This is a genomic window from Marinobacter alkalisoli, assembly GCF_045449855.1.
Classification (GTDB): Bacteria; Pseudomonadota; Gammaproteobacteria; order Pseudomonadales; family Oleiphilaceae; genus Marinobacter.
Map to the genome: position 1 here is coordinate 45,542 of NZ_JBJJLC010000011.1, position 20,355 is coordinate 65,896.

A 20,355-nucleotide genomic window follows, 5' to 3' on the forward strand; every position below is an offset into this window, starting at 1 on the left:
AGGAGACGAAAGCGATGGACACCAGCAAACACACGTTCAGCACGCTGTTTCAACAACTTGGGCTGGCCTCTGACAACGCCAGCATCGAGGACTTTATCTCCAGGTATTCTCCGCTGCCAACGGAAATTGCACTGCAGGATGCACCGTTCTGGTCGGAGAGCCAGGCCCAGTTTCTGGAGGAAGGACTGGAAGATGATTCTGACTGGGCCGAAATTATCGACGAGCTTGACGCCCAGATGCGGCACTGACCCCCTCAGCATCAACCGCAAGGCGGACCCGGTTTCTGCCTGCATCCTTGGCGGCGTACAGTGCCTTGTCCGCACGATCAAATAACAAATCTTCAGTATCACCGTTTTTAAACGTGACGAGGCCAACCGAGAAGCGTTCAAGATACTGCGGGAATTGTCTAGGTATCATCCCTGTCTCGCCCATCACGGCGATGGGCGCGCGGGTGACTCTGGTCGTACACCCGAGCCAGATGCTGGAAATCAAGATGAGTATAGACTTGAGTGGTGGAGATGTCCGCATGGCCCAGCAATTCCTGGACTGCCCGCAGATCACCACTGGACTCCAACAGGTGACTGGCAAACGAATGGCGCAGCATGTGTGGATTCAGCCGCTGCTCCGCGCCCTTGACCAGCCCCCACCGGCTCAGCCGGGACTGGATACTGCGATTGCTCAGACGTCCGCCCCGCTGACTGACAAACAGGGCCTGCTCGGATTCGCCCGCCAGCCCGGGACGGACCGCCAGCCAGGCATCCAGGGCCCGCAGGGCCTTGCTGCCCACGGGTAGCACGCGCTCTTTGCTGCCCTTACCCAGCACCCGGATTTCTCCGCCACGGTGATCCACCGAATCAAGGTCAAGCCCCGCCAGTTCCGACAACCGCAGCCCCGAGGAGTACATCAACTCGAACATGCACAGGTCGCGGACTTCCAGGGGGTCATCGGGGTTGGCATCCAGCAGGTGGTTCAGCTGATCCACATCAGCCACTTTCGGTAACCGGCGGCCAGACTTGGGGGCACGGATATCCAGCGCCGGATTGTCCCGAACCTTCTTTTCCCGTAGCAGGTACTGGTAACACCGACGAATAGCGGAAAGGTGCCTGGCAATGCTGCGCCCTTCCAACCCTTCCCGGCTGAGCCACGCCACATAGCGGCGCAGATCGTGGCTGGTGACAGTTGCCCAGTCATCGATCTGGCGCGATGCCAGCCAGCCGCCAAATCGCTGCAGGTCCCGCTGGTAACTGTCACACGTCCGGGGAGAATGCCGCTTTTCCGAAGACAGGTGGCAAAGGAAGTCCGCAAGGGGCGCGGACAGGGATTCCGGCAGTTCCACCCGTTCCCCGGAAGCCGTCACCGTCAGCGTGACTCCGCAACCACGCCGGTCAGGGGAGAGGCATTGGTATGACGCTGCACCATCGGGGGCAACAGGCGGCTCAGGGTATCGCTGATGTAAGTCAGGAACAGTGATCCCATGCTCTGGTCAAAGTAACCCGGCTCACAGCTGCCAACCGCGAAAACACCCAGCAATTCGTCATGACGCAACGGCACCAGGGCCACAGAGGCAATGGCCTCCTCCCGGTCCGGAAACAGGAAATTGCGCTCGGATTCGCGGAACTGGCCACACACCGCCCGCTCTCCGTCCAGCAGGCTGCCGAGACGCTCCTTGGCCTGGGCCGGCGGCACCACATGCAGAGCGCCTTGCGACGCCAGCGGCAGTTCGGAATCGGTGAACAGGATCACCGACGCGGCATCCAGCCCGAAATCGCCGCGGATACTGTCATCAATGGCGGACGCCATGTCATTGAGGTTGCGGGCCTCGACCACCTGCATCAACAGCCGCTTGCTCTTTTCAAACAGGCGGTCGTTGTGCCGGGCAATGGACACCAGCTCCACCAGTTCCCGCCGCAACGTATCCCGCTGCTCGCGGAACAGATGCACCTGGCGCTCGACCAGTGAAATGGCACGACCACTGTCGTGGGGCAGGGTCAGGCTGCGCAGAAGCTCATCCTGGTCCACAAAAAAATCGGGGTTGGCGCGCAGGTAATCCGCGACCTGTTCCCGGGTGAGCCCGCCGGCCTTCTGCTGGGCCGTTTGTTCTGTCATGCTGCTCTCCTGATCGTCAGGACCTTGGTTTTGCCGGTCGACTACCTTTGCGACGCCGCCCGGAGTTGTCGCCGGGCAGACGAATCTGGCCTTCAAACACACTGGCCGCAGGGCCTTCCATCATAACAGGGGTCCCTTCCCCCTGCCATTCAATGATCAGCCGGCCACCGCGCAATTCGATTTCCACCCGGGAATCCAGCAGGCCCCGCAGACAGCCGGCAACCACCGCCGCACAGGCACCGCTACCACAGGCCAGGGTTTCCCCGGACCCACGTTCGAATACCCGTAACCGCGCATGGCTGCGGTCAACAATCTGCAGAAAGCCGATATTGGCGCGGGCGGGGAAGCGCGGGTGATTCTCAAGCTTTGGCCCCAGGGAGTCCACGGGAGCGCTGTCCACATCGTCCACCAACAGTACGCCGTGGGGGTTGCCCATGGACACGGCACTGAGTTCGACGGTCTGGCCATCCACCTCGACCGTGTAAACATCCTTGCGGCGATCGGCGGCGAATGGAATCGCTGGCGGGTTCAGCTCGGGCACGCCCATGTTGACCATCACCAGGCCATCGCGACCCACCCTCAGTTCAATCACGCCCTTGGCGGTCTGAACCCGGATCACCCGCTTGTTGGTCAGGCGCTGGTCACGGACAAAACGGGCGAAACAGCGGGCGCCGTTGCCGCACTGCTCCACTTCCGAGCCGTCACTGTTGAATATCCGGTAGCGAAAATCTACATCCGGCAAGCCGGGTGGCTCGACCACCAGCAACTGATCGAAACCAATGCCGAAATTACGGTCCGCCAGCTCCCGGATCATTTCAGGGCGCAGGCGGAACGGCTGGCTGATGGCATCCACCACCATGAAGTCATTACCCAGACCGTGCATCTTGGTAAATCGCATCGATGGCCCCTGCCCCCGGCGTTGAACGCCCATATCGTCCCGCTTGCCCATAGCTGCGTTCATCCCGGCAAACAGCTTTCAGGACCGAGCTGGTCTTCCAGGGTTTCACGGCGACGAACCACGTGTACCTGGTTGCCGTCCACCATGATTTCCGGCGGGCGGTTACGGCTGTTGTAATTAGAGCTCATAACAAAACCATAGGCACCGGCTGACCGCACCGCCAGCAGGTCACCGGCCTGCAGGCGCAGCAGGCGATCCTTGCCGAGGAAATCACCGGTCTCACAGACCGGACCGACCAGGTCCCAGGCTTTTTCTTCGCCGTCCTGACGAGGCACGGCCGGAATGATGGCCTGCCAGGCACTGTAGAGGGCGGGACGAATCAGATCGTTCATCGCCGCGTCGATAATGGCGAAATTACGGTGCTCGGTACACTTCAGAAATTCCACCCGCGTCAGCATGATGCCGGCATTGGCGGCAATCGAGCGCCCCGGTTCCAGCACCAGTTCGAGCTCCCGCTCACCCATGCGCTCGGCCAGCGCCTTGACGTAGTCCGAGGGCTGCGGCGGTTGTTCGCGATCGTAACTGACGCCCAGGCCACCGCCCATATCGAGATGGCGAATGGTGATGCCCTGCTCCGCCAGTGCATCGATCAGCGAAAGCACCCGGTCGAGCGCATCGAGGAACGGCGACACCGTGGTCAGTTGGGAGCCGATGTGACAGTCCACACCGATGACCTCCAGATTCGGCATGGCCGCGGCCCGGGCATAGACCTCCGGCGCCTCAGTGATATCAATGCCGAACTTGTTTTCCTTCAGGCCCGTGGAAATGTAGGGGTGAGTGCCTGCATCCACGTCCGGGTTCACCCGCAGGGACACCGGCGCACGCTTGCCCAGTTCACCGGCCACCGCATTGAGGCGGTCCAGCTCGGTGTCGGATTCCACGTTGAAGCAGCGCACCCCGGCTTCCAGCGCCCGCTTCATTTCCCATTCCTGCTTGCCAACGCCGGAAAACACCACCCTGGCGGGGTCGCCGCCGGCGCGGATGACCCGCTCCAACTCACCGGCCGAGACAATATCAAAGCCGGCGCCCAGGCGTGCCAGTACATTGAGCACCGCCAGGTTGCTGTTGGCCTTGACCGCGTAACACACCAGGTGCGGACGCCCCTTGAGGGCATCGTCATAGGCGCGGTAATGGCGCTCGAGCGTAGCGCGGGAATACACGTAAGCCGGAGTCCCGAAGCGCTCCGCAATCCTGCTCACCGGTACGTCTTCGGCGAACAGTTCGCCGTTGCGATAGTTAAAGTGGTCCATGAAGATCCTGATTCTGTTGGCGGGTCAGCGATCAGACGAGTCGTCATCCTGGCGGCTGCCCGGGTCACTGCTGCGGCTTTCCGCGACGGCCTCGGCCGCCGTTTCATCCGGCACTTCCCGGTACAACGGTCCTTTCTGGCCGCAGCCGGCCATCACACTGACCAGCACCAGCCCAACGCTCACTGTTTTCCATGCCTGCATGGACGTTGCCCCTGTTTCCGATATGGGCGAAGTATACCTGACTCAGCGGCTGGCGGGCGAGCCAGTGTCCCGTCCGGTGAACGAATTAACGGGACGGGACACTAAACCTTTAAATGGCGGTTAAGGGAAGCTTCGAGAGATGCCCGGTAATACAGGTATTGCGTGGTCTGGATATCCTGTTGGTACACCTGCGGATCCAGGTCGTGAGGCAGGTGGACATCGGTCAGATAGACCGGGTAGGTCTCACCGACCTGACGCAGGGAGCGGATGTAGTGGGCAACGGCGGGAATCAACTGGTCTCCGTATTCCTGCACGGTGAACTCCTGGTCACCACAGAAAATATCAAAGCGCAGGCGGTTGTCCCCTTCCTGCACACCAACCGCCTGCACATCGAGCCCCGGCAGAGGCACGCTGGTGTCCTCGTCAAACCGCCGTTCCGCTTTCCATTGCCCGTCCCGGCGGACCAGCTCGTAGCACTGAATACCCGCAATGCCCACGGGGCTGTCCAGCTGTCGCAGCTGGCGGCGCTCGACGAGATTGGCCAGGAACCGTAACAGCGGCACCAGCAGGTAGCGACGGTTGCTATAGCTCTGGTCCCAGGTGAACACCGAGCCCAGTTCGTCCACCACCCATAGCGTCGCACGATGGCCGACGACCCTGAAGAAAACCTGGATATTCGCCGGCTCACTGGTCTGACACACGGCACGCAGGGGCTGGTCATCCTGCATCGCTCCGCGATCAAACACCACCGGCAGGTATCGTTCCTGCGGCCGGGCCAGTTGCTCCATCAGCGCTTCGGGGCTGTCCAGAGCCACGAAACCGGGCTCGGCGCCATTGAACTGCAACAGGAAGTAACGCCGATCCATTTCAATCACGTACCGCAATGGATGTGGCCCGACGCCGCCGGCAAAGAAGTGGCGCAGAACATCGGCAAAGAGCTCCTGAACCCGGCGCGCAATGGCCGCCCCGTGCCCACGGTTATGGCTGTGGACCTGAATGTCCGGCAGGTTCGCCGGCGCTGACGCCACCGACGCCAGTACGTTCTTGAGGCACTGGATCAGGGTATCGCCGGCCGCATAATGCTGGAGACTGACTTCATGCCAGCTGTTCAGCGTCACCTGGTCGATGGTGGCTACCAGGTTGTCCCGGCCACCGCTGAAGCCCAGGGAATCGTGGCGGGCGCTGAGCTTGTGCAGCCCCCGATCCGTCAGGTGGGCCTGGGGATCCACCCCGACATTGACCAGGAGCAGGTTGCGCAGAGGTTTGACCCCCAGGGACAAGGCCTCCCGACTGGCCGGGGCCACCGGAAACGGAATGAACGCCGACAGGGCGTCCAGCATCTCCCGCAGCTCCGCCACCGAGGCGGTACTTGAGCCTGACCGAACATTCAGGCGGGTGGTCCGCGTCAGCAGGCCATTGCAGTAACACCACACCATCAGTTCAGTGAGGTTGCCACTGCGGCGAATCACCGGTTGCCAGAAGGCGTCGGATGGATCCTCCAGATCCCGGTACAGCAGCCAGCCGTCCTGACCGGGTACCCCGCCCTGCTCGGACAGGTGATGAAACGCCAGGTTTTCCTCGGTCAGCGACGGTGCCAGCCCCGGGTTGATCTGTTCGATTTTTCCGGCCTTGCGCTGAAAGGCGGCGTAGAGTTTCCGCCCAAGCAGGTTCATGTCGTTGCTGCTGATGGCCGCCTGCGCCCCATGGTCCCGGGCCAGTCGCGACAGCAGGCGATAACTGTGGGTCAGCTCGGAGACAATGGTTCGGCGTAACCTCATCACCTCTTCGGCACGCCACTGCTGACGATTATCCAGGTCTTTTAACGCTGCCAGGGACCAACCCCAGTCATCTACCAGTTGCCGGAGCAAACGCACCCGCCAGTTCTCGGCGCCCATGTCGGTACGGGACAGGGGCAGGCCGGCTTTGAGGTAAAGGCTGCGACGTACCAGTTCCAGTCGCTGGGGAGCCTCCCGGGATAACAGCCATTGCTCCAGCCGCTGGTACAGCAATACGTAGGGATCCAGGCGATCGGCATCGGTTTCGCCGTCATACACGGCAGCCTTGAATACCCGGGATAACAGCGGCTCACCACTGCCCCGGGCGTAACATTCGATCAACAACAGCTTCAGAATGGACTTCCAGGGCGCGTCCATACCCTTGTACAACTGCCAGACCCCTGCACCCAGGAACTCTTCCTGCGGGATGGATGGCGCGGGACCGAAGTCTATGTACTCGCTTCCCTTGATGAAACGGCAGTCGATCAATTGCCGGGCACAACTATCGTAATTGTCCTCTTCACAGGCAGGAATCAGCCACCACAACGGGTAGCAGCCACCGAGGTGAATACTCGTACGGTAGAACTCATCCAGCAGCAGGTAATGCTGGGCACTGCCGCAGTTCTCGCCCGCCACCTCGGCCCGTTGACGGCCGGCCCGCCAATCCGCCGCGGCAAACACGAACACATGCAGTTCCACACCAAGCGTGGCGGCCCAGCCGGTGAGCCTGTCGGCCTTGCGTTCCAGGCAGCGTATGCCGGATTCGGACAGATCCGGGCGATGACACAGCCAGACGTCAAGATCACTGGCCACTGAGTGCCCGAGGGTGCCCGGGCTACCCATCAGGAACAAGGCGTCCAGGTCCGGATTTCTTTTGCCCTCGTCTTTCAGGGAAAAGGCGCGAGCCAGGCGGCGAGCGGCGCTGAGCGTCGGCTCGGAGGGCTGATAATGACTGAGGCCGTAGGGGCAATCCCGGTCCAGGTAGCCCGGCAGGGACGGGTGGTTGAGGTGAAACACCAGCGGCAGAATGTCCAGCACCACCTGCTGCCGGTACGTCAGCGCCGAATGAGCCCGCTCCCACCGTTGCTGGTTGACGGCGATGAAACGATCCCGCAGCCGGCGCAGTGTTTTCCGGTCAATCCCCTCATTGAAATCCAGGGCAATGGGTGTGTTGTGGATGGTCAAGGCGGCTCCGCGGGAGAGGTTCTTTCCGGTGTCATTATCAGTATGATGAACGCATCGTGGCAAAACCGGCAAAAAAATAAAAGCGGGACAGACTGTACACTCCCGCCGCGAAACTGGCTGAGGCTCACCCGTCGTGAAAGAATTCTTTATCCGTCGTTATAGTTCAGATAACCCTCTGGCAGCGGACCGTCGCACTCTGGTTCGCATTGATGATGAGGGACTTGTGACATCGGCGGATCACCATGCCGAAGCCGTTCTTGGCTACGACGCCGGCGAACTCGAGGGTCAGCCGGTACACCGGATCCTGGCGGCGCGCCAGGACGACCCGTTTGCTCCGGCCAATCGACACCGGATGGAGGGCGGCGAGCCGGTGTTGATCACCTTCCGCCACAAGGACGGCTTTTTCTTCACGGCAAGCCTCAGCCTCCGCGTGAATATGCGGGATTCCGATAAGGCCGCCAACGCTTACATCACGCTGCGCGACAGCTCCCCTGTCGATCATCAACTGACGCGTCTGGCGGAGGGTTCCGCCGGGTTCGGCATCTGGGAACTGAACATCCACAACAATGAGCTGACCTGGACTGAAGGGCTCTACACCCTGCTGCAGCTTCGGCCCGGCGCCAACATCACGCCCGAACAGGCCCTGTTTTACTGCCAAACTGGCCAGGGGCGGGTGCGCGCGCTGTTCCGGCGCTGTGTGCGCAGTGGCGAGCCGTTTTCCATCAGCCTCGATGTTGTGACCGCGAAACAGCAGCATCGGCGCGTGGAACTGACTGGCAAAGCCATGAAGGAAAATGGTCGCATCCACAGGATCGGCGGCGCCCTGGTGGACCATACCAGAGCATTCGGTCTGGAACAGGCCCGCCGGCACTCCGGACAGTTGCTGATGGCCACGGCCAACGCCACCAACGATCTTGTCGCGGCGGTTGATCGGCGGCTCAACCTGCTTTACTTCAATCAGGCTTTCAGCCGCCAGTTCGCCCACACCTTTGGCCATTTGCCCCATCCTGGCGGGCACCTGCCAGATTTGCTGCGGGATTTCCCCAATGAACGGCGGCTGATTGAACGCTTGTGGAACCGGGCCCTGGAGCGGGACAGTTTTGTGGTGGAAATGCCGCTGGCGCAGCAAAACCGCGATCTCCCGGTTTACGAGTTCCATTACCAGCGGGTGACCAACGATCGCGGTGAAGTCACCGGCGCTGTACACGTCGGCAAGGATATCAGCGCCCGGGTCAGTAACGCCTCCAGCAGCGAGTACCGCATCCGCCATGATCCGGTCACCGGCCTGATGAATCGCAAGGCCTTTATCCATCGGCTGAAGCGGGTCATTGAACCGCCCCGCCGACGGGACACCACCGACGGCCTGCTGTACCTCGACCTGGACAATTTCGACCGTATCAATGATTTGGCGGGCAGCGGTACCTGCGACCGCTACCTGCGGGAGCTTGCCAGCAACCTTGGCGTGAAGGTGCGCCAGCGTGACGCCCTGTCGCGGCTGTCAGGGGACACCTTTGCCCTGCTGATCGAGAACTGCCCGGAGGCCCAGGCGCGCAGGATCGCCGACAACATCCTCGAACTGATTGGCAGTTTCGTGTTCGACTGGCAGGACCGTCAGTTACAGACCACCGCCAGCGGCGGCCTGTTAATCCTGAACGACGAAGCCCCCACGGACCCCGAACAGTTGCTGCGTCAGGCCGCAGACCTTTGCCATACCGCCAAGACCTCTGGTCGCAACCGAATTCACGCCGCCCACGCCATATCCGAGGGCCCTGATGAGGGAGCCAGCGGCAAACTGGTCGAACAGATCCGCAGCGCCCTCGATAACGGCCACCTGATCCTTGAATACCAGCCCCTGCGCCCGGTGGCCAGCGTGACCTGGGGCGACCATATCGAGATCCTGTCGCGAATTCCCGGGCAAACCCCGGAGCAACCGTCACTACAACCCGGCGAGTTCCTGCCGGTGGCTGAACGGTTTGACCTCGCCAAGCCACTGGACCGCCAGGTGATCCGCCAGACGTTCCAATGGCTGGGCAGTCAGCGATTACTGGAGCCAAGGCTGAAATACTGCGGATTCAACCTGTCGCTGGCCAGCGTACTGGATGACACCTTCGCCGACTTCATGGAATCGGTGCTGGCCAACTCGCCCTATGCTGCTGAGTGTTTCTGCCTGGAGATACGCGAATCCCACGCTACCCAGTATCCGGATGAGGTCGCCGTGCAGTGTGACGCCCTGCACCGGATCGGCTGCCGGGTGGCACTGGACGGCGCGGGCGCATCGGTGGAGAGCTACAGCCTGGCGGCCAGGCTGCCAGTGGATATCATCAAGCTGGACCGCAAGATGATGCAGAACCTGCACGACGATCCGGTGCAGCAGGTGATGGTGGAGGCCTTGCACAAGATTGCCGAAGCCGCCGGCAAGACCACTGTCGCCACGTTTATTGAAAACGACGACACGCTACGCAAGGTGCGCACACTGGGCATTCACTTCGGCCAGGGGTTCCGGCTGTGCCGGCCCCGCCCCCTGCAGGATCTGAAACCGGCCGCCGTGGATCTGAGTACCGGACGAATCGGCGGCTAATCCACCGATTCATCCGATGCCGGATTAAAGTTGTTTGCGGGCTCTCGCCACGGCCGCACGGACCTGATCCGGCGCGGTACCGCCAAGGTGATCCCGGGCCTGCACCGAACCTTCCAGGGTCAGCACGTCAAACACATCCTCGCCGATAACGTCGGAGAAACGGGCCAGCTCGTCGAGGGTCATATCCGACAGGTCGCGGTTTTCGGCGACACCGAAGGCGACCGCTTTGCCAACGATTTCATGGGCATCGCGGAACGCCACGCCTTTCTTGACCAGATAATCCGCCAGATCGGTGGCGGTGGAGAACCCGCGCTTGGCCGCTACCCGCATGTTATCGGCTTTGGCCTGAATGGCCGGGATCATGTCGGCGTAGGCCTTGAGGCAGCCCTTGATGGTGTCGACGGTGTCGAACAGCGGTTCCTTGTCTTCCTGGTTGTCCTTGTTGTAGGCCAGCGGCTGGCTCTTCATCAGGGTCAGCAGGCTGATCAGGTGGCCGTTTACACGACCGGTCTTGCCGCGCACCAGTTCCGGCACATCCGGGTTCTTCTTCTGGGGCATGATGGAAGAACCGGTGCAGAAGCGGTCCGGCAGATCGATGAAGTCGAACTGGGCCGAGGTCCACAGCACCAGCTCTTCGCTGAAACGGGACAGGTGGGTCATCAGCAGCGCTGCGAAGCTGCAGAATTCGATGGCAAAATCCCGGTCACTGACCGAATCCAGGGAATTCTCGGTGGGGCGGTCAAAGCCCAGCAAACGCGCGGTCATGGCGCGGTCGATCGGGTAGGTGGTGCCCGCCAGCGCGGCCGCGCCCAGCGGCATGACATTGACCCGTTTACGGCAGTCCTGCAGACGTTCGCCATCCCGCACCAGCATTTCGTACCAGGCCAACAGGTGGTGGCCAAAGGTCACCGGCTGAGCGGTTTGCAGGTGGGTGAAGCCGGGCATGATGGTGTCGGCCTCGCGCTCAGCCAGATCCAGCAGGCCGGTCTTCAGCCGGGTCAGTTCCTCGGCGATCACGTCGATCTCGTCCCGCAGGTACAGGCGGATATCGGTGGCGACCTGGTCATTGCGGCTGCGGCCGGTATGGAGTTTCTTACCGGTGATGCCGATACGGTCGGTCAGTTGTGCCTCGATGTTCATGTGCACATCTTCCAGGCTGACGGACCATTCGAAGGTGCCGGCCTCGATATCGGCCTTGACGCCCTTCAGTCCCTCAATGATGCTGTCCCGCTCTTCCGCGGTCAGCACGCCCACTTCCGCCAGCATGGTGGCATGGGCAATGGAACCGGTGATGTCGTGGTGGTAAAGGCGCTGATCAAAACCAACGGACGCGGTGAAGCGTTCAACAAAGGCGTCGGTCGGCTCACTGAAGCGACCGCCCCAGGGTTTTTCGGAGCTTGTGCTCTGGTCAGACTTTTTCTGATCCGTCATGGTCTATCTTTCCTGCTGACAGCCCGGCATTATTTCGCGGGGTGAATGAAGAGGTGAATAAGATGGTCGCGGGATTATAACATTCCGGCGCGCTCTGTTGCGCTCCCTGTTCAGGAAAGAGGTTTAATGGCAGCACCACGCAAAAGCAGCGAATTCTACGTGCCGGACCTGTGCCGCGTGCGGGCCGTGTTCATGCTGCTCATTACCAGCGAACTGATGGTGCTGGTGCTTTCCATTGTGCAGGCGGAAGCAGACTGGATTGACTGGAACTACTTCGGGCTGTTGTCACTGTTTGTTCAATGGACGGTACTGACCAGCGCCGCCCTTATCTGCCTGTTGCGCAACTGGCTGGCGCAACTGACCGTGACCCGTGCCACCCTCGCGATGGTGATGATCGTACTGCTGGACGTGCTTGCGTTCGGACTGTTCGCCGACAGTGTTCTCTACCCACAACCCGGCGTCAGTGGCTGGCAGGGAATTGCCAAGAAACTGCTGCTGGCGCTGCTGATCACCCTGATGGTACTGCGGTATTTCTATCTGCAGCACCAGTGGCAGCAACAGCGGGAAGCGGAAATGCAGGCGCGCCTGGCCGCCCTGCAGGCGCGGATACATCCCCACTTCCTGTTCAACAGCATGAACACCATCGCCAGCCTGATTGCCGTCAATCCGGACCGGGCCGAGGATGCGGTGCTGGACCTGTCGGAACTGTTTCGCGCCAGCCTGCGAACCGGGGACCGCCTGATTCCGCTGCAAGACGAGCTGGACCTGTGCAGGCGCTACCTGGACATTGAAGCCTTGCGACTCGGTGACAGGCTGACGCTGCAATGGGATATTGCCGCAGGCCTGGAAAAGCAGGCGATCCCGCCCCTGACGCTGCAGCCGTTGCTGGAGAATGCCATCTACCATGGTATCCAGCCACGTCCGGAGGGCGGCACCGTGAAACTGGAAGCTTCCCGCAAGGGACACTTCGTCTATATCATGGTGCAGAATCCGAGGCCGGAATCCGCCATCAGCAAGCACGATGGCAACCGCATGGCCCTTGCCAACATCCAGTCAAGATTGCAGGCTCTGTTTGGTGACGAGGCAGTACTAAAGCACAGTCACCAGAACGACGTATACACAGTTACCCTGAGATTGCCCCGCAGGACCGCCGACCACACTGCCGGGCCAGACATCGAAGGATCGCGAAACGGATAATGACAGCCACAGCCCCAACCATTCGCAAGGTACTCATAGCCGACGACGAGCCGCTGGCCCGGGACCGGCTACGGCGACTGATCCAGGACATCCCCGGCTACCGGGTATGCGGCGAGGCCGCGGACGGCGACTGCGCCCTGCGCCAGGTCGCGGAGCTGGAGCCGGACATCCTGCTGCTGGATATCCGCATGCCGGGTACCGATGGCATGGACGCGGCGGCCGCCATTACCCGGCTTGACCATCCGCCGGCCATCATCTTTTGCACGGCCTATGACCATTACGCCATCAAGGCCTTTGACGTCAGCGCTGCGGCTTACCTGCTCAAACCCGTCCGCCGCGAGGCCCTGAGCGAAGCCCTCGCCCGCTCCGGTCAGGTCAATCGCGTCCAGCAGCAAACCCTGTCGGCCCGCGAATCCGAGGGCGCCGGCCAGCTCGCCATCAAGACCCATCGCGGCACCGAACTCATCGATATCGGGGCAATCCTCTACTGCGAGGCCGACCAGAAATACGTCACCATCCACCACACCCGGGGCGAAACCGTCTCCGACTACACCCTGAAAGAGCTGGAGCAGAGCCACCCGACGTCATTGCTGCGCATTCACCGCCATACACTGGTGGGCGTTGGTTTTATCCAGGCCCTCACCCGCGACGGCAATGGCCACAATTCAGTCGTTTTGCGGGACGACCGGGGAAAACTGCCGGTCAGCCGCCGCCATGCCAGCGCAGTCCGGCAATGGCTGCAGGAACACCAACCGGGTTGATGCTCGCCATACACGCAAGTCAAGGCAACCCAGGGCAGTGGCGGGACTTTTTCGCCGCTTCAAGGTAACCTTGACAGACATTTTTCCAAACCGGCAACGTTCACCATGTCAAAACGAACTCTGCGCATCGCGACCCGCAGCAGTGCCCTGGCACTGTGGCAGGCCGAATTCATCAAATCCGAACTGGAACGGCTCCACGACAACATCACCGTGGAGCTAGTCAAGATCAAGACCCAGGGCGACAAGATCCTCGACGTCCCCCTTGCCAAGATCGGCGGCAAGGGCCTGTTCGTGAAGGAATTGGAAGAAGCCATGCTCGACGGCCGCGCGGACCTGGCCGTGCACTCCATGAAGGATGTCCCCATGGAGTTTCCGGAAGGCCTGGACCTGGTCGCTATCTGCGAACGGGAAGATCCCACCGACGCCTTCGTCAGCAACCATCACGACACCGTCGACGCCCTGCCCCAGGGTGCGGTGGTGGGTACCGCCAGCCTGCGCCGGGAAGCCCAGTTGCGGGCTTACCGCCCTGACCTTCAAATCCGCGTTTTGCGAGGCAACGTCAACACCCGCCTGGCCAAACTGGACGCCGGCGAGTACGACGCCATTGTCCTGGCCAGCTCGGGCCTGAAACGACTGGGCTTCCATGACCGCATCCGCTACTGCCTGCCGGATTCCATATCACTGCCGGCGGTCGGACAAGGCGCGCTGGGCATCGAGTGCCGCGTGAATGATTCCGAATTGCTGGCCATGCTGGCGCCACTGAACCACCAGGACACTTCGGATCGCGTCAGGGCGGAACGCGCCCTGAACCGTCGTCTGCAAGGTGGTTGCCAGGTGCCTATCGCAGCCTATGCGTTGCTGGAAGACAAGGACACGGTCTGGCTCAGAGGGCTGGTCGGCGCTGTCGACGGCACGCAGATATTCCGCGTTGAAGGCCGGGCTCCCAGGGCCGAAGGCGAACGCCTGGGCCGGGAACTGGCCGAGGACCTCCTGGCCATGGGCGCTGACAAGGTACTGGCTGAGATCTATGGCCACACGCCAACCTGATCCCCGCTCACTGACCGGCCGGCGAATCCTGATTTGCCGGCCGGAGCCCGAAGCCTCCCGGCTGGCCCATTGCTTCCGCGAAGCCGGGGCCGATGCCCGGGTGCTGCCGTTAATCGAGCGTGAACCGCTACCAGAGACACCGGCAACTCGCACCCTGATTCAGGATCTCGATCACTACTCCCACGTTATTGCCGTGAGCCCCTACGCCGCCACCCTGTTCATGGCGCTGGCCGACAACTGGTGGCCCCAGCTGCCCATGGGCATTCGCTGGTATGGCGTGGGCCGGGGCACCGCTGCGGTGCTGGCGCGACACGGCCTCAGCCCCCGTGTGCCCACCAACGGCTGGACCAGCGAGGCACTGCTGGCGCTGCCTTCCCTGCAACGGATCAGCGGAGAAAAGGTCCTGCTGGTCCGGGGCGAGGATGGACGTGAACTGATCCACCAGACGCTCAGTGACCGGGGGGCCAGAGTTAACGTATTACCATTGTACCGGCGGCATCAGCCACACCACGATGCCACCACACTGGACAAAGCCCTGCTATGCTTCTTACCGGAGGCAGTGGTCGCACTGTCCGGGGAAACATTGAACAATCTCATCGCACTGAGTGAGAATACCGGCCATAATCTTGAAAAAACATTGCTGGTGGTGCCTGCCAGCCGGGTCGCTGATCAGGCCCGTCAGGCCGGGCTGAATAAAACCTGTATACCGGAAAGCCTTGCCGACAACGACATCGTGGCAACCGTCGCACAAGAACTGAATGGCTGACGGTTGCCCCGTAAACACCAAGTAAGGATGCCTGTGACTGAATCAAACACACAACTGCCCGCCGCCATTCCCCAGGACAAGCCCGCTCAGAAGAAGCTCTGGCCCCTGTGGCTGATATCAATACTTGCCCTGGCCCTGGTTATTCTTCTCGCGCTCTGGAGCTGGCAGCAGTGGAACGACCGCCAGGCATTGCAACAGACCCTGGAGAGCGTAAGCAGCGACGTCTCCCGGCTGGACAGCCAGTACGGCGCACGGGGCAGCGAGCAGAGCAACAGGATTCAGGCGCTGGAAGCCAAACTGGCGGACCAGCGGGAACTGATAGCCACCCAGCAACGCCAGATCGACCACAACGCCAGGGAACTGCTGGAAGCCGGCAACCGCACCCGCACCGACTGGCTGCTGGCTGAAGCCGAATACCTGCTGAGGGTTGCCAACCAGAGACTGCTTATCGAAAAGGACATCCGTGGTGCACTGGCCGCACTGGAAGCCGGCGACGATGTGCTCAACGAGTCGGACGATATCGGCGTGTATCCGGTACGACAGCAACTGGCGAAGGAAATTCTCGCCCTCAAGGGCATTGCCGATGTCGACCGCACCGGGCTTTACCTGACCCTGGAAGCGGCCATTGACAGTGTTAACAAGCTCACTGAGGATGCCCTGGTGAACGAACGGGCACCCGGATTTGTCACCAGCGCCGACGAAGCCCTGGGCGACGAGCCCGGCGGTGAACCCGGACTGCTCAGTCAGGGCTGGACCAAGGTCAAGAGCACACTGGCGGATGTGGTTGTCGTTCGCCGCCTGGACGAGCCCGTCAAACCCCTGCTGTCACCCGACCAGAGCGCGTACGCCCGCCTCAACCTGCAACTGATGCTGGAAGAAGCGGAAATGGCGGTACTGCGCGGCCATCAGGAACTCTACAACCGCGCCCTGACCAAAGCCGGCAACGCCATTACCGACTGGTATGACAACACCAACCCCCAGGTAGCCGCGCTCACTGAGACCCTGGGCGAACTCCAGGACAAAAATATTGATCCCCGGCTTCCAGACATCAGCCGCTCACTGGAATTGCTGAAGGCCCGGCTGGAAGGTCGCCAGGGCACCTCCGACACCAACGGCGAGAATGAGGAAGAGGAGAGCGAATCATGATTCGCATCCTGCTGATCATCCTCGTTGCCCTGCTGATCGGTACTGGCCTGTCTATGGGGCTCGAGTACGACCTTGGCTACATCCGCATCAGCCTGGGCCATTACCTGATCGAGACCAATTTCTGGGTCGGACTGGCATTGCTGGTGGCAATCGTGGTGCTGTCGGTGCTTACCATCAACCTGATACGCCGTTTTCGTCACGGCACCGGTCTTATGGCCGGCTGGATCGCCCGCGGCAACGAGCGGCGGGCTCGTCGGCGTACCACCCAGGGTCTGTTGGCGCTGGCCGAGGGCAACTGGCCCCGCGCCCGCAAACTGCTCACTTCCTCCGCCAACCATGCCGACACCCCGCTGATCAATTACCTGGCGGCAGCACAGGCCGCATTTGAATCCGGCGACCATGATGCCGTGGATGAACTGCTGCGGGCAGCGTTCGAAAGCACCCCTGGCTCAGACATGGCCGTGGGCATCACCCAGGCCCAGCTACAGCTGGCAGGTAACCGCCTGGAGCAGGCCCTGGCCACCCTCATCCGCCTGCGTAAACAGGCACCGCATCACCCCTTCGTGCTAAAACTGCTGAAGAACACCTACCTGCGGCTGGAAGACTGGCGCGAGCTGTCGAAACTGTTGCCTGAGATGCGCAAACGCAACCTCCTCGCCGCGGACGAAGTGGAAACGCTGGAACGCATGGTCTGGCACAACCTGCTGCAGCGGGCTGCGGAAGATTGCCGCCGCCAGACCGGCACGGAGTCGGCTTCACTTGAACCCCTGACCCGGCTGTGGGACGAGCTGCCCGGCGTGCTGAGGCGTGATGAGCACACCATCCGCGAGTATGCCCGCCTGCTCGCCGCTCTCGGTGACGAGGCCCAGTCGGAAACGTTGCTGAGGAAGGTTCTGCGCAATCACTGGAGCGACGAACTGATCAATCTGTATGGTCGCGTGAAGGGCCATAAACCGGACGAACAACTGCTAATCGCCGAACAATGGCTGAAGAACCGTCCCAACAACGCCGAACTGTTGCTGGCATTGGGACGACTGAGTCTGAGAAACGAACTGTGGGGCAAAGCCAGGGAGTATTTCGAGACCAGTCTGCGCCTGCGCCGCAGCCGCGAGACTATGGCGGAACTAAGCCGACTGAATGCTCACATGGGACAAGAGGACACCAGCGTGAAACTGCTGATGCAGGGGCTGGAGAAGGACAACGAACTGCCGGATCTGCCGATGCCTAAGGCTTGACGAGGGTTCTATCCCGGTAGCCTGCTTTTACGCGGGCTGGCCCCGGGGTGGGTCTGACATTGGTGATATAGCTTTTGTCGGATTACGCTTTGCTAATCCGACAATTCAGGTATCTCAGCCCCTCGGAGCGTACTCCAATACATCGGAGAAAAACGCCGCTTTCGGCAAACCAGCCTCAATCAGAGCATCCATCAGCGTATACACCATGGTCGGCGACCCGCTGGCATGCACTTCCACGCTGTTCCATTCCATGCCGGAAGCCAGTACCGCTCGCACCAACTGGTCATGATGGCCGGCCCAGTCGTTATCCTCATCATCACCGACGACGGGCAGAAACGTAAACGGCGGCCACTCCTGCTCCCATTTCTGGGCCAGGCTCCGCAGGTACATGTCTTCGTGGCGACGCACGCCCCAATAGAGTTTGACCGGTTGCTGGTAGCTGGTCGTCCTGAGGTAATCCACCAGGCTTTTCATCTGGGCAAAGCCGGTGCCCGCCGCCACCAGCAACAACGGTTTCTCCGGAGCTGCTGCCAGGCAGGCCTTGCCGTGAGGAAGTTCCACGGTGACATCTTTGCCCGAGGTCAGCGCTTCAATCACCGTCTGCGCCGACACCCAGTCCGGCGAGGCCTGGATATGCAGTTCTATGTCCGATTCGGACGGGCTGCTGGCGATGGAAAAATAACAAGGGTCGGCATCCGGAAGATTGACCGACAGGTACTGCCCGGCATGAAAGGACAGCTCACGCCGGCGGGGCAGCTGAAGCTCGACCCGGTAGACGTCGTGGCTGATGGAGCGAACATCCACCACCTTTGCCTGGTACTTGCGAGGCTGATTGGTTCCTGCTGCCATAACGGCGTTAATCTCCAGTTCCAGGTCCCCGAGCGCGAGGGTTCTGCACATCATCAGGCGCTCGTTGACCGTCATCGTCTGTTGGTTGCGGGTGTTCAGTGCTTGGCCGGCCAATAGCCGGGCTTCACAGATTTCACACACCCCATTGCGGCAGGCGGCGGGCACGGCAATGCCCGCATCGGCTGCGGCATCGAGCAAGTCTGTTTCCGGGCTGACAGCATAGGCCAGTCCGGACGGTTTCAGGACAACCCGATACACATCGTTGTTCCTATCACTCGGGGCGATCCGGCGAAGTTTCAATCCCCAGGCTGTCCCAGAGCTCATCCACCCGCTGTTTGACCTCGTCGGTCATGGTGATCGGCGTACCCCACTCCCGGTCGGTTTCACCGGGCCACTTGTTGGTGGCGTCCATGCCCATCTTGGAGCCAAGGCCGGACACCGGCGAAGCAAAATCCAGATAATCGATGGGCGTGCTTTCCACCATCGTGGTGTCACGGGCCGGGTCCATCCGCGTCGTCATCGCCCAGATAACATCTTTCCAGTCCCGGGCATTCACATCATCGTCCGTGACAATCACGAACTTGGTGTACATGAACTGCCGCAAAAATGACCATACCCCCATCATCACCCGTTTGGCATGACCTGGGTACTGTTTCTTCATGGTCACCACTGCAAGGCGGTAAGAACAGCCTTCCGGCGGCAAGTAGAAATCCACAATTTCCGGGAACTGCTTCTGCAGGATCGGGATAAACACTTCGTTCAGCGCCACACCGAGAATCGCCGGCTCATCGGGCGGGCGTCCGGTGTAGGTGCTGTGATAGATCGGATCCTTGCGATGGGTAATCCGCTCCACGGTGAACACCGGGAACTGATCCACTTCGTTGTAGTAGCCGGTGTGATCGCCAAACGGCCCTTCCGGAGCCATGTCGTCCGGGTAGATAAACCCTTCCAGCACAATCTCGGCACTGGCCGGCACCTGCAGGTCACTGAGACCACATTCCACCAGTTCAGTCTTCCCACCCCGTAACAGGCCGGCAAAGGCGTATTCTGACAAGGAATCGGGCACCGGCGTTACCGCCCCAAGGATGGTGGCCGGATCGGCGCCCAAGGCAACCGCCACCGGATAGGGCTGACCCGGATTGGCCTTCTGGAACTCCTGAAAATCCAGCGCACCACCACGATGACTGAGCCAGCGCATAATCAGCCGGTTACGACCGATCACCTGCTGCCGATAGATCCCCAGGTTCTGCCTTTCCTTGTGGGGCCCACGGGTGATCACCAGCGGCCAGGTCACCAGCGGACCGGCATCACCGGGCCAGCAGTGCTGAACCGGAATCTGGTACAGGTCGACCTGATCTTTCTCGATCACCACATCCTGACAAGGTGCTGAACGCAGCACCTTGGGGCTCATACGCATGACCTGCCGGAACAGCGGCAGTTTCTCAATGGCGTCCTTGAAGCCCTTGGGGGGATCCGGCTCCTTCAAGAAAGCCAGGAGCTTGCCAATCTCCCGCAAAGCGGTGACATTGTCCTGCCCCATGCCCAACGCCACCCGCTTTGGCGTACCAAACAGATTGGCCAGCACCGGCATGTCGTAACCTTTCGGATTCTCGAACAATAACGCCGGACCACCCGCCCGCAGGGTGCGATCGCAGATTTCAGTCATTTCCAGGTGGGGATCAACTTCGACGGAAATACGCTTGAGCTCGCCCAGATTTTCCAGCTGGCCGATAAAATCTCTGAGATCGTTGTATTTCATTCGGTGCTCCGTTCGCGCTTCTGTTACTACGGAGGTAAGCCCTTAGCGGACTTTTATTCGGGGCCGGAACGAGGTGTGGGACAGGAGGGACCAAAACATTCAAGGAAACCA

The 20,355-nt window shown here is 61.1% G+C and carries 17 protein-coding genes; 8 read left to right on the top strand and 9 right to left on the bottom strand.

Going from position 1 to position 20,355, the window contains the following annotated elements; genetic code table 11:
- Positions 1-14 precede the first annotated feature (14 nt).
- The gene (locus ACJO5Y_RS05650) at positions 15-248 is read left to right on the top strand and encodes a DUF2789 domain-containing protein (protein WP_406985447.1); all 234 of its coding nucleotides are present in this window, start codon (positions 15-17) and stop codon (positions 246-248) included.
- A gap of 158 nt (positions 249-406) precedes the next feature.
- On the opposite strand, the gene xerC is transcribed toward ACJO5Y_RS05650, so the two are convergent.
- The 6 genes from xerC to ACJO5Y_RS05680 form a co-directional block, all read right to left on the bottom strand.
- Positions 407-1,363: a tyrosine recombinase XerC gene (gene xerC / locus ACJO5Y_RS05655; RefSeq protein WP_406985464.1), complete on the bottom strand. Its 957-nt coding sequence runs from the start codon at positions 1,361-1,363 to the stop codon at positions 407-409.
- Positions 1,360-2,106 carry a DUF484 family protein gene (locus ACJO5Y_RS05660; RefSeq protein ID WP_406985448.1) on the bottom strand — a complete coding sequence of 249 codons (747 nt, stop codon included), beginning with the start codon at positions 2,104-2,106 and terminating at the stop codon, positions 1,360-1,362. Before ACJO5Y_RS05660 ends, xerC begins: the two co-directional genes overlap by 4 nt.
- 16 nt (positions 2,107-2,122) lie before the next feature.
- Positions 2,123-3,037, bottom strand: a complete 915-nt coding sequence (gene dapF, locus ACJO5Y_RS05665) for a diaminopimelate epimerase (protein ID WP_406985465.1) — start codon at positions 3,035-3,037, stop codon at positions 2,123-2,125.
- Positions 3,038-3,063: 26 nt separating this feature from the next.
- A complete protein-coding gene (lysA, locus tag ACJO5Y_RS05670; RefSeq protein ID WP_406985449.1) occupies positions 3,064-4,314 on the bottom strand; it encodes a diaminopimelate decarboxylase in 1,251 nt (416 codons plus the stop codon).
- Positions 4,315-4,338: 24 nt separating this feature from the next.
- The gene (lptM, locus tag ACJO5Y_RS05675; protein ID WP_406985450.1) at positions 4,339-4,515 is read right to left on the bottom strand and encodes an LPS translocon maturation chaperone LptM; all 177 of its coding nucleotides are present in this window, start codon (positions 4,513-4,515) and stop codon (positions 4,339-4,341) included.
- Between the two features lie 101 nt (positions 4,516-4,616).
- Positions 4,617-7,475, bottom strand: coding sequence for a class I adenylate cyclase (locus ACJO5Y_RS05680; protein ID WP_406985451.1), 2,859 nt, complete (start codon positions 7,473-7,475; stop codon positions 4,617-4,619).
- Positions 7,476-7,608: 133 nt separating this feature from the next.
- Here ACJO5Y_RS05680 and ACJO5Y_RS05685 point away from each other — a divergent pair, with 133 nt between their 5' ends.
- Entirely contained in the window at positions 7,609-10,053 is a 2,445-nt protein-coding gene (locus ACJO5Y_RS05685) for an EAL domain-containing protein (protein ID WP_406985452.1), read from the top strand.
- A 24-nt stretch (positions 10,054-10,077) separates the two neighbouring features.
- On the opposite strand, the gene argH is transcribed toward ACJO5Y_RS05685, so the two are convergent.
- The gene (gene argH / locus ACJO5Y_RS05690; RefSeq protein ID WP_406985453.1) at positions 10,078-11,484 is read right to left on the bottom strand and encodes an argininosuccinate lyase; all 1,407 of its coding nucleotides are present in this window, start codon (positions 11,482-11,484) and stop codon (positions 10,078-10,080) included.
- 126 nt (positions 11,485-11,610) lie between these two features.
- Between argH and ACJO5Y_RS05695 the strand changes: the two genes are divergently transcribed.
- The 6 genes from ACJO5Y_RS05695 (at position 11,611) to ACJO5Y_RS05720 (ending at position 17,636) form a co-directional block, all read left to right on the top strand.
- Positions 11,611-12,681 carry a sensor histidine kinase gene (locus tag ACJO5Y_RS05695; protein WP_406985454.1) on the top strand — a complete coding sequence of 357 codons (1,071 nt, stop codon included), beginning with the start codon at positions 11,611-11,613 and terminating at the stop codon, positions 12,679-12,681.
- Positions 12,681-13,442, top strand: coding sequence for a LytR/AlgR family response regulator transcription factor (locus ACJO5Y_RS05700; RefSeq protein WP_406985455.1), 762 nt, complete (start codon positions 12,681-12,683; stop codon positions 13,440-13,442). The genes ACJO5Y_RS05695 and ACJO5Y_RS05700 overlap by 1 nt, the downstream gene beginning before the upstream one ends.
- Before the next feature lie 105 nt (positions 13,443-13,547).
- On the top strand, positions 13,548-14,489 hold the full coding sequence (gene hemC / locus ACJO5Y_RS05705; protein ID WP_406985456.1) for a hydroxymethylbilane synthase: 942 nt from the start codon (positions 13,548-13,550) through the stop codon (positions 14,487-14,489).
- Positions 14,470-15,255 carry a uroporphyrinogen-III synthase gene (locus ACJO5Y_RS05710; protein ID WP_406985457.1) on the top strand — a complete coding sequence of 262 codons (786 nt, stop codon included), beginning with the start codon at positions 14,470-14,472 and terminating at the stop codon, positions 15,253-15,255. The genes hemC and ACJO5Y_RS05710 overlap by 20 nt, the downstream gene beginning before the upstream one ends.
- Before the next feature lie 27 nt (positions 15,256-15,282).
- Complete coding sequence (locus tag ACJO5Y_RS05715) at positions 15,283-16,401, top strand: uroporphyrinogen-III C-methyltransferase (RefSeq protein ID WP_406985458.1); 1,119 nt, start codon at positions 15,283-15,285, stop codon at positions 16,399-16,401.
- A complete protein-coding gene (locus tag ACJO5Y_RS05720) occupies positions 16,398-17,636 on the top strand; it encodes a heme biosynthesis HemY N-terminal domain-containing protein (protein ID WP_406985459.1) in 1,239 nt (412 codons plus the stop codon). The genes ACJO5Y_RS05715 and ACJO5Y_RS05720 overlap by 4 nt, the downstream gene beginning before the upstream one ends.
- A 114-nt stretch (positions 17,637-17,750) precedes the next feature.
- Here ACJO5Y_RS05720 and ACJO5Y_RS05725 read toward each other — a convergent pair whose 3' ends face one another.
- Both ACJO5Y_RS05725 and ubiD read right to left on the bottom strand, forming a co-directional pair.
- Positions 17,751-18,785, bottom strand: a complete 1,035-nt coding sequence (locus tag ACJO5Y_RS05725; RefSeq protein ID WP_406985460.1) for a 2Fe-2S iron-sulfur cluster-binding protein — start codon at positions 18,783-18,785, stop codon at positions 17,751-17,753.
- Complete coding sequence (gene ubiD, locus ACJO5Y_RS05730) at positions 18,757-20,244, bottom strand: 4-hydroxy-3-polyprenylbenzoate decarboxylase (protein WP_406985461.1); 1,488 nt, start codon at positions 20,242-20,244, stop codon at positions 18,757-18,759. The genes ACJO5Y_RS05725 and ubiD overlap by 29 nt, the downstream gene beginning before the upstream one ends.
- Between the last annotated feature and the right edge of the window lie 111 nt (positions 20,245-20,355).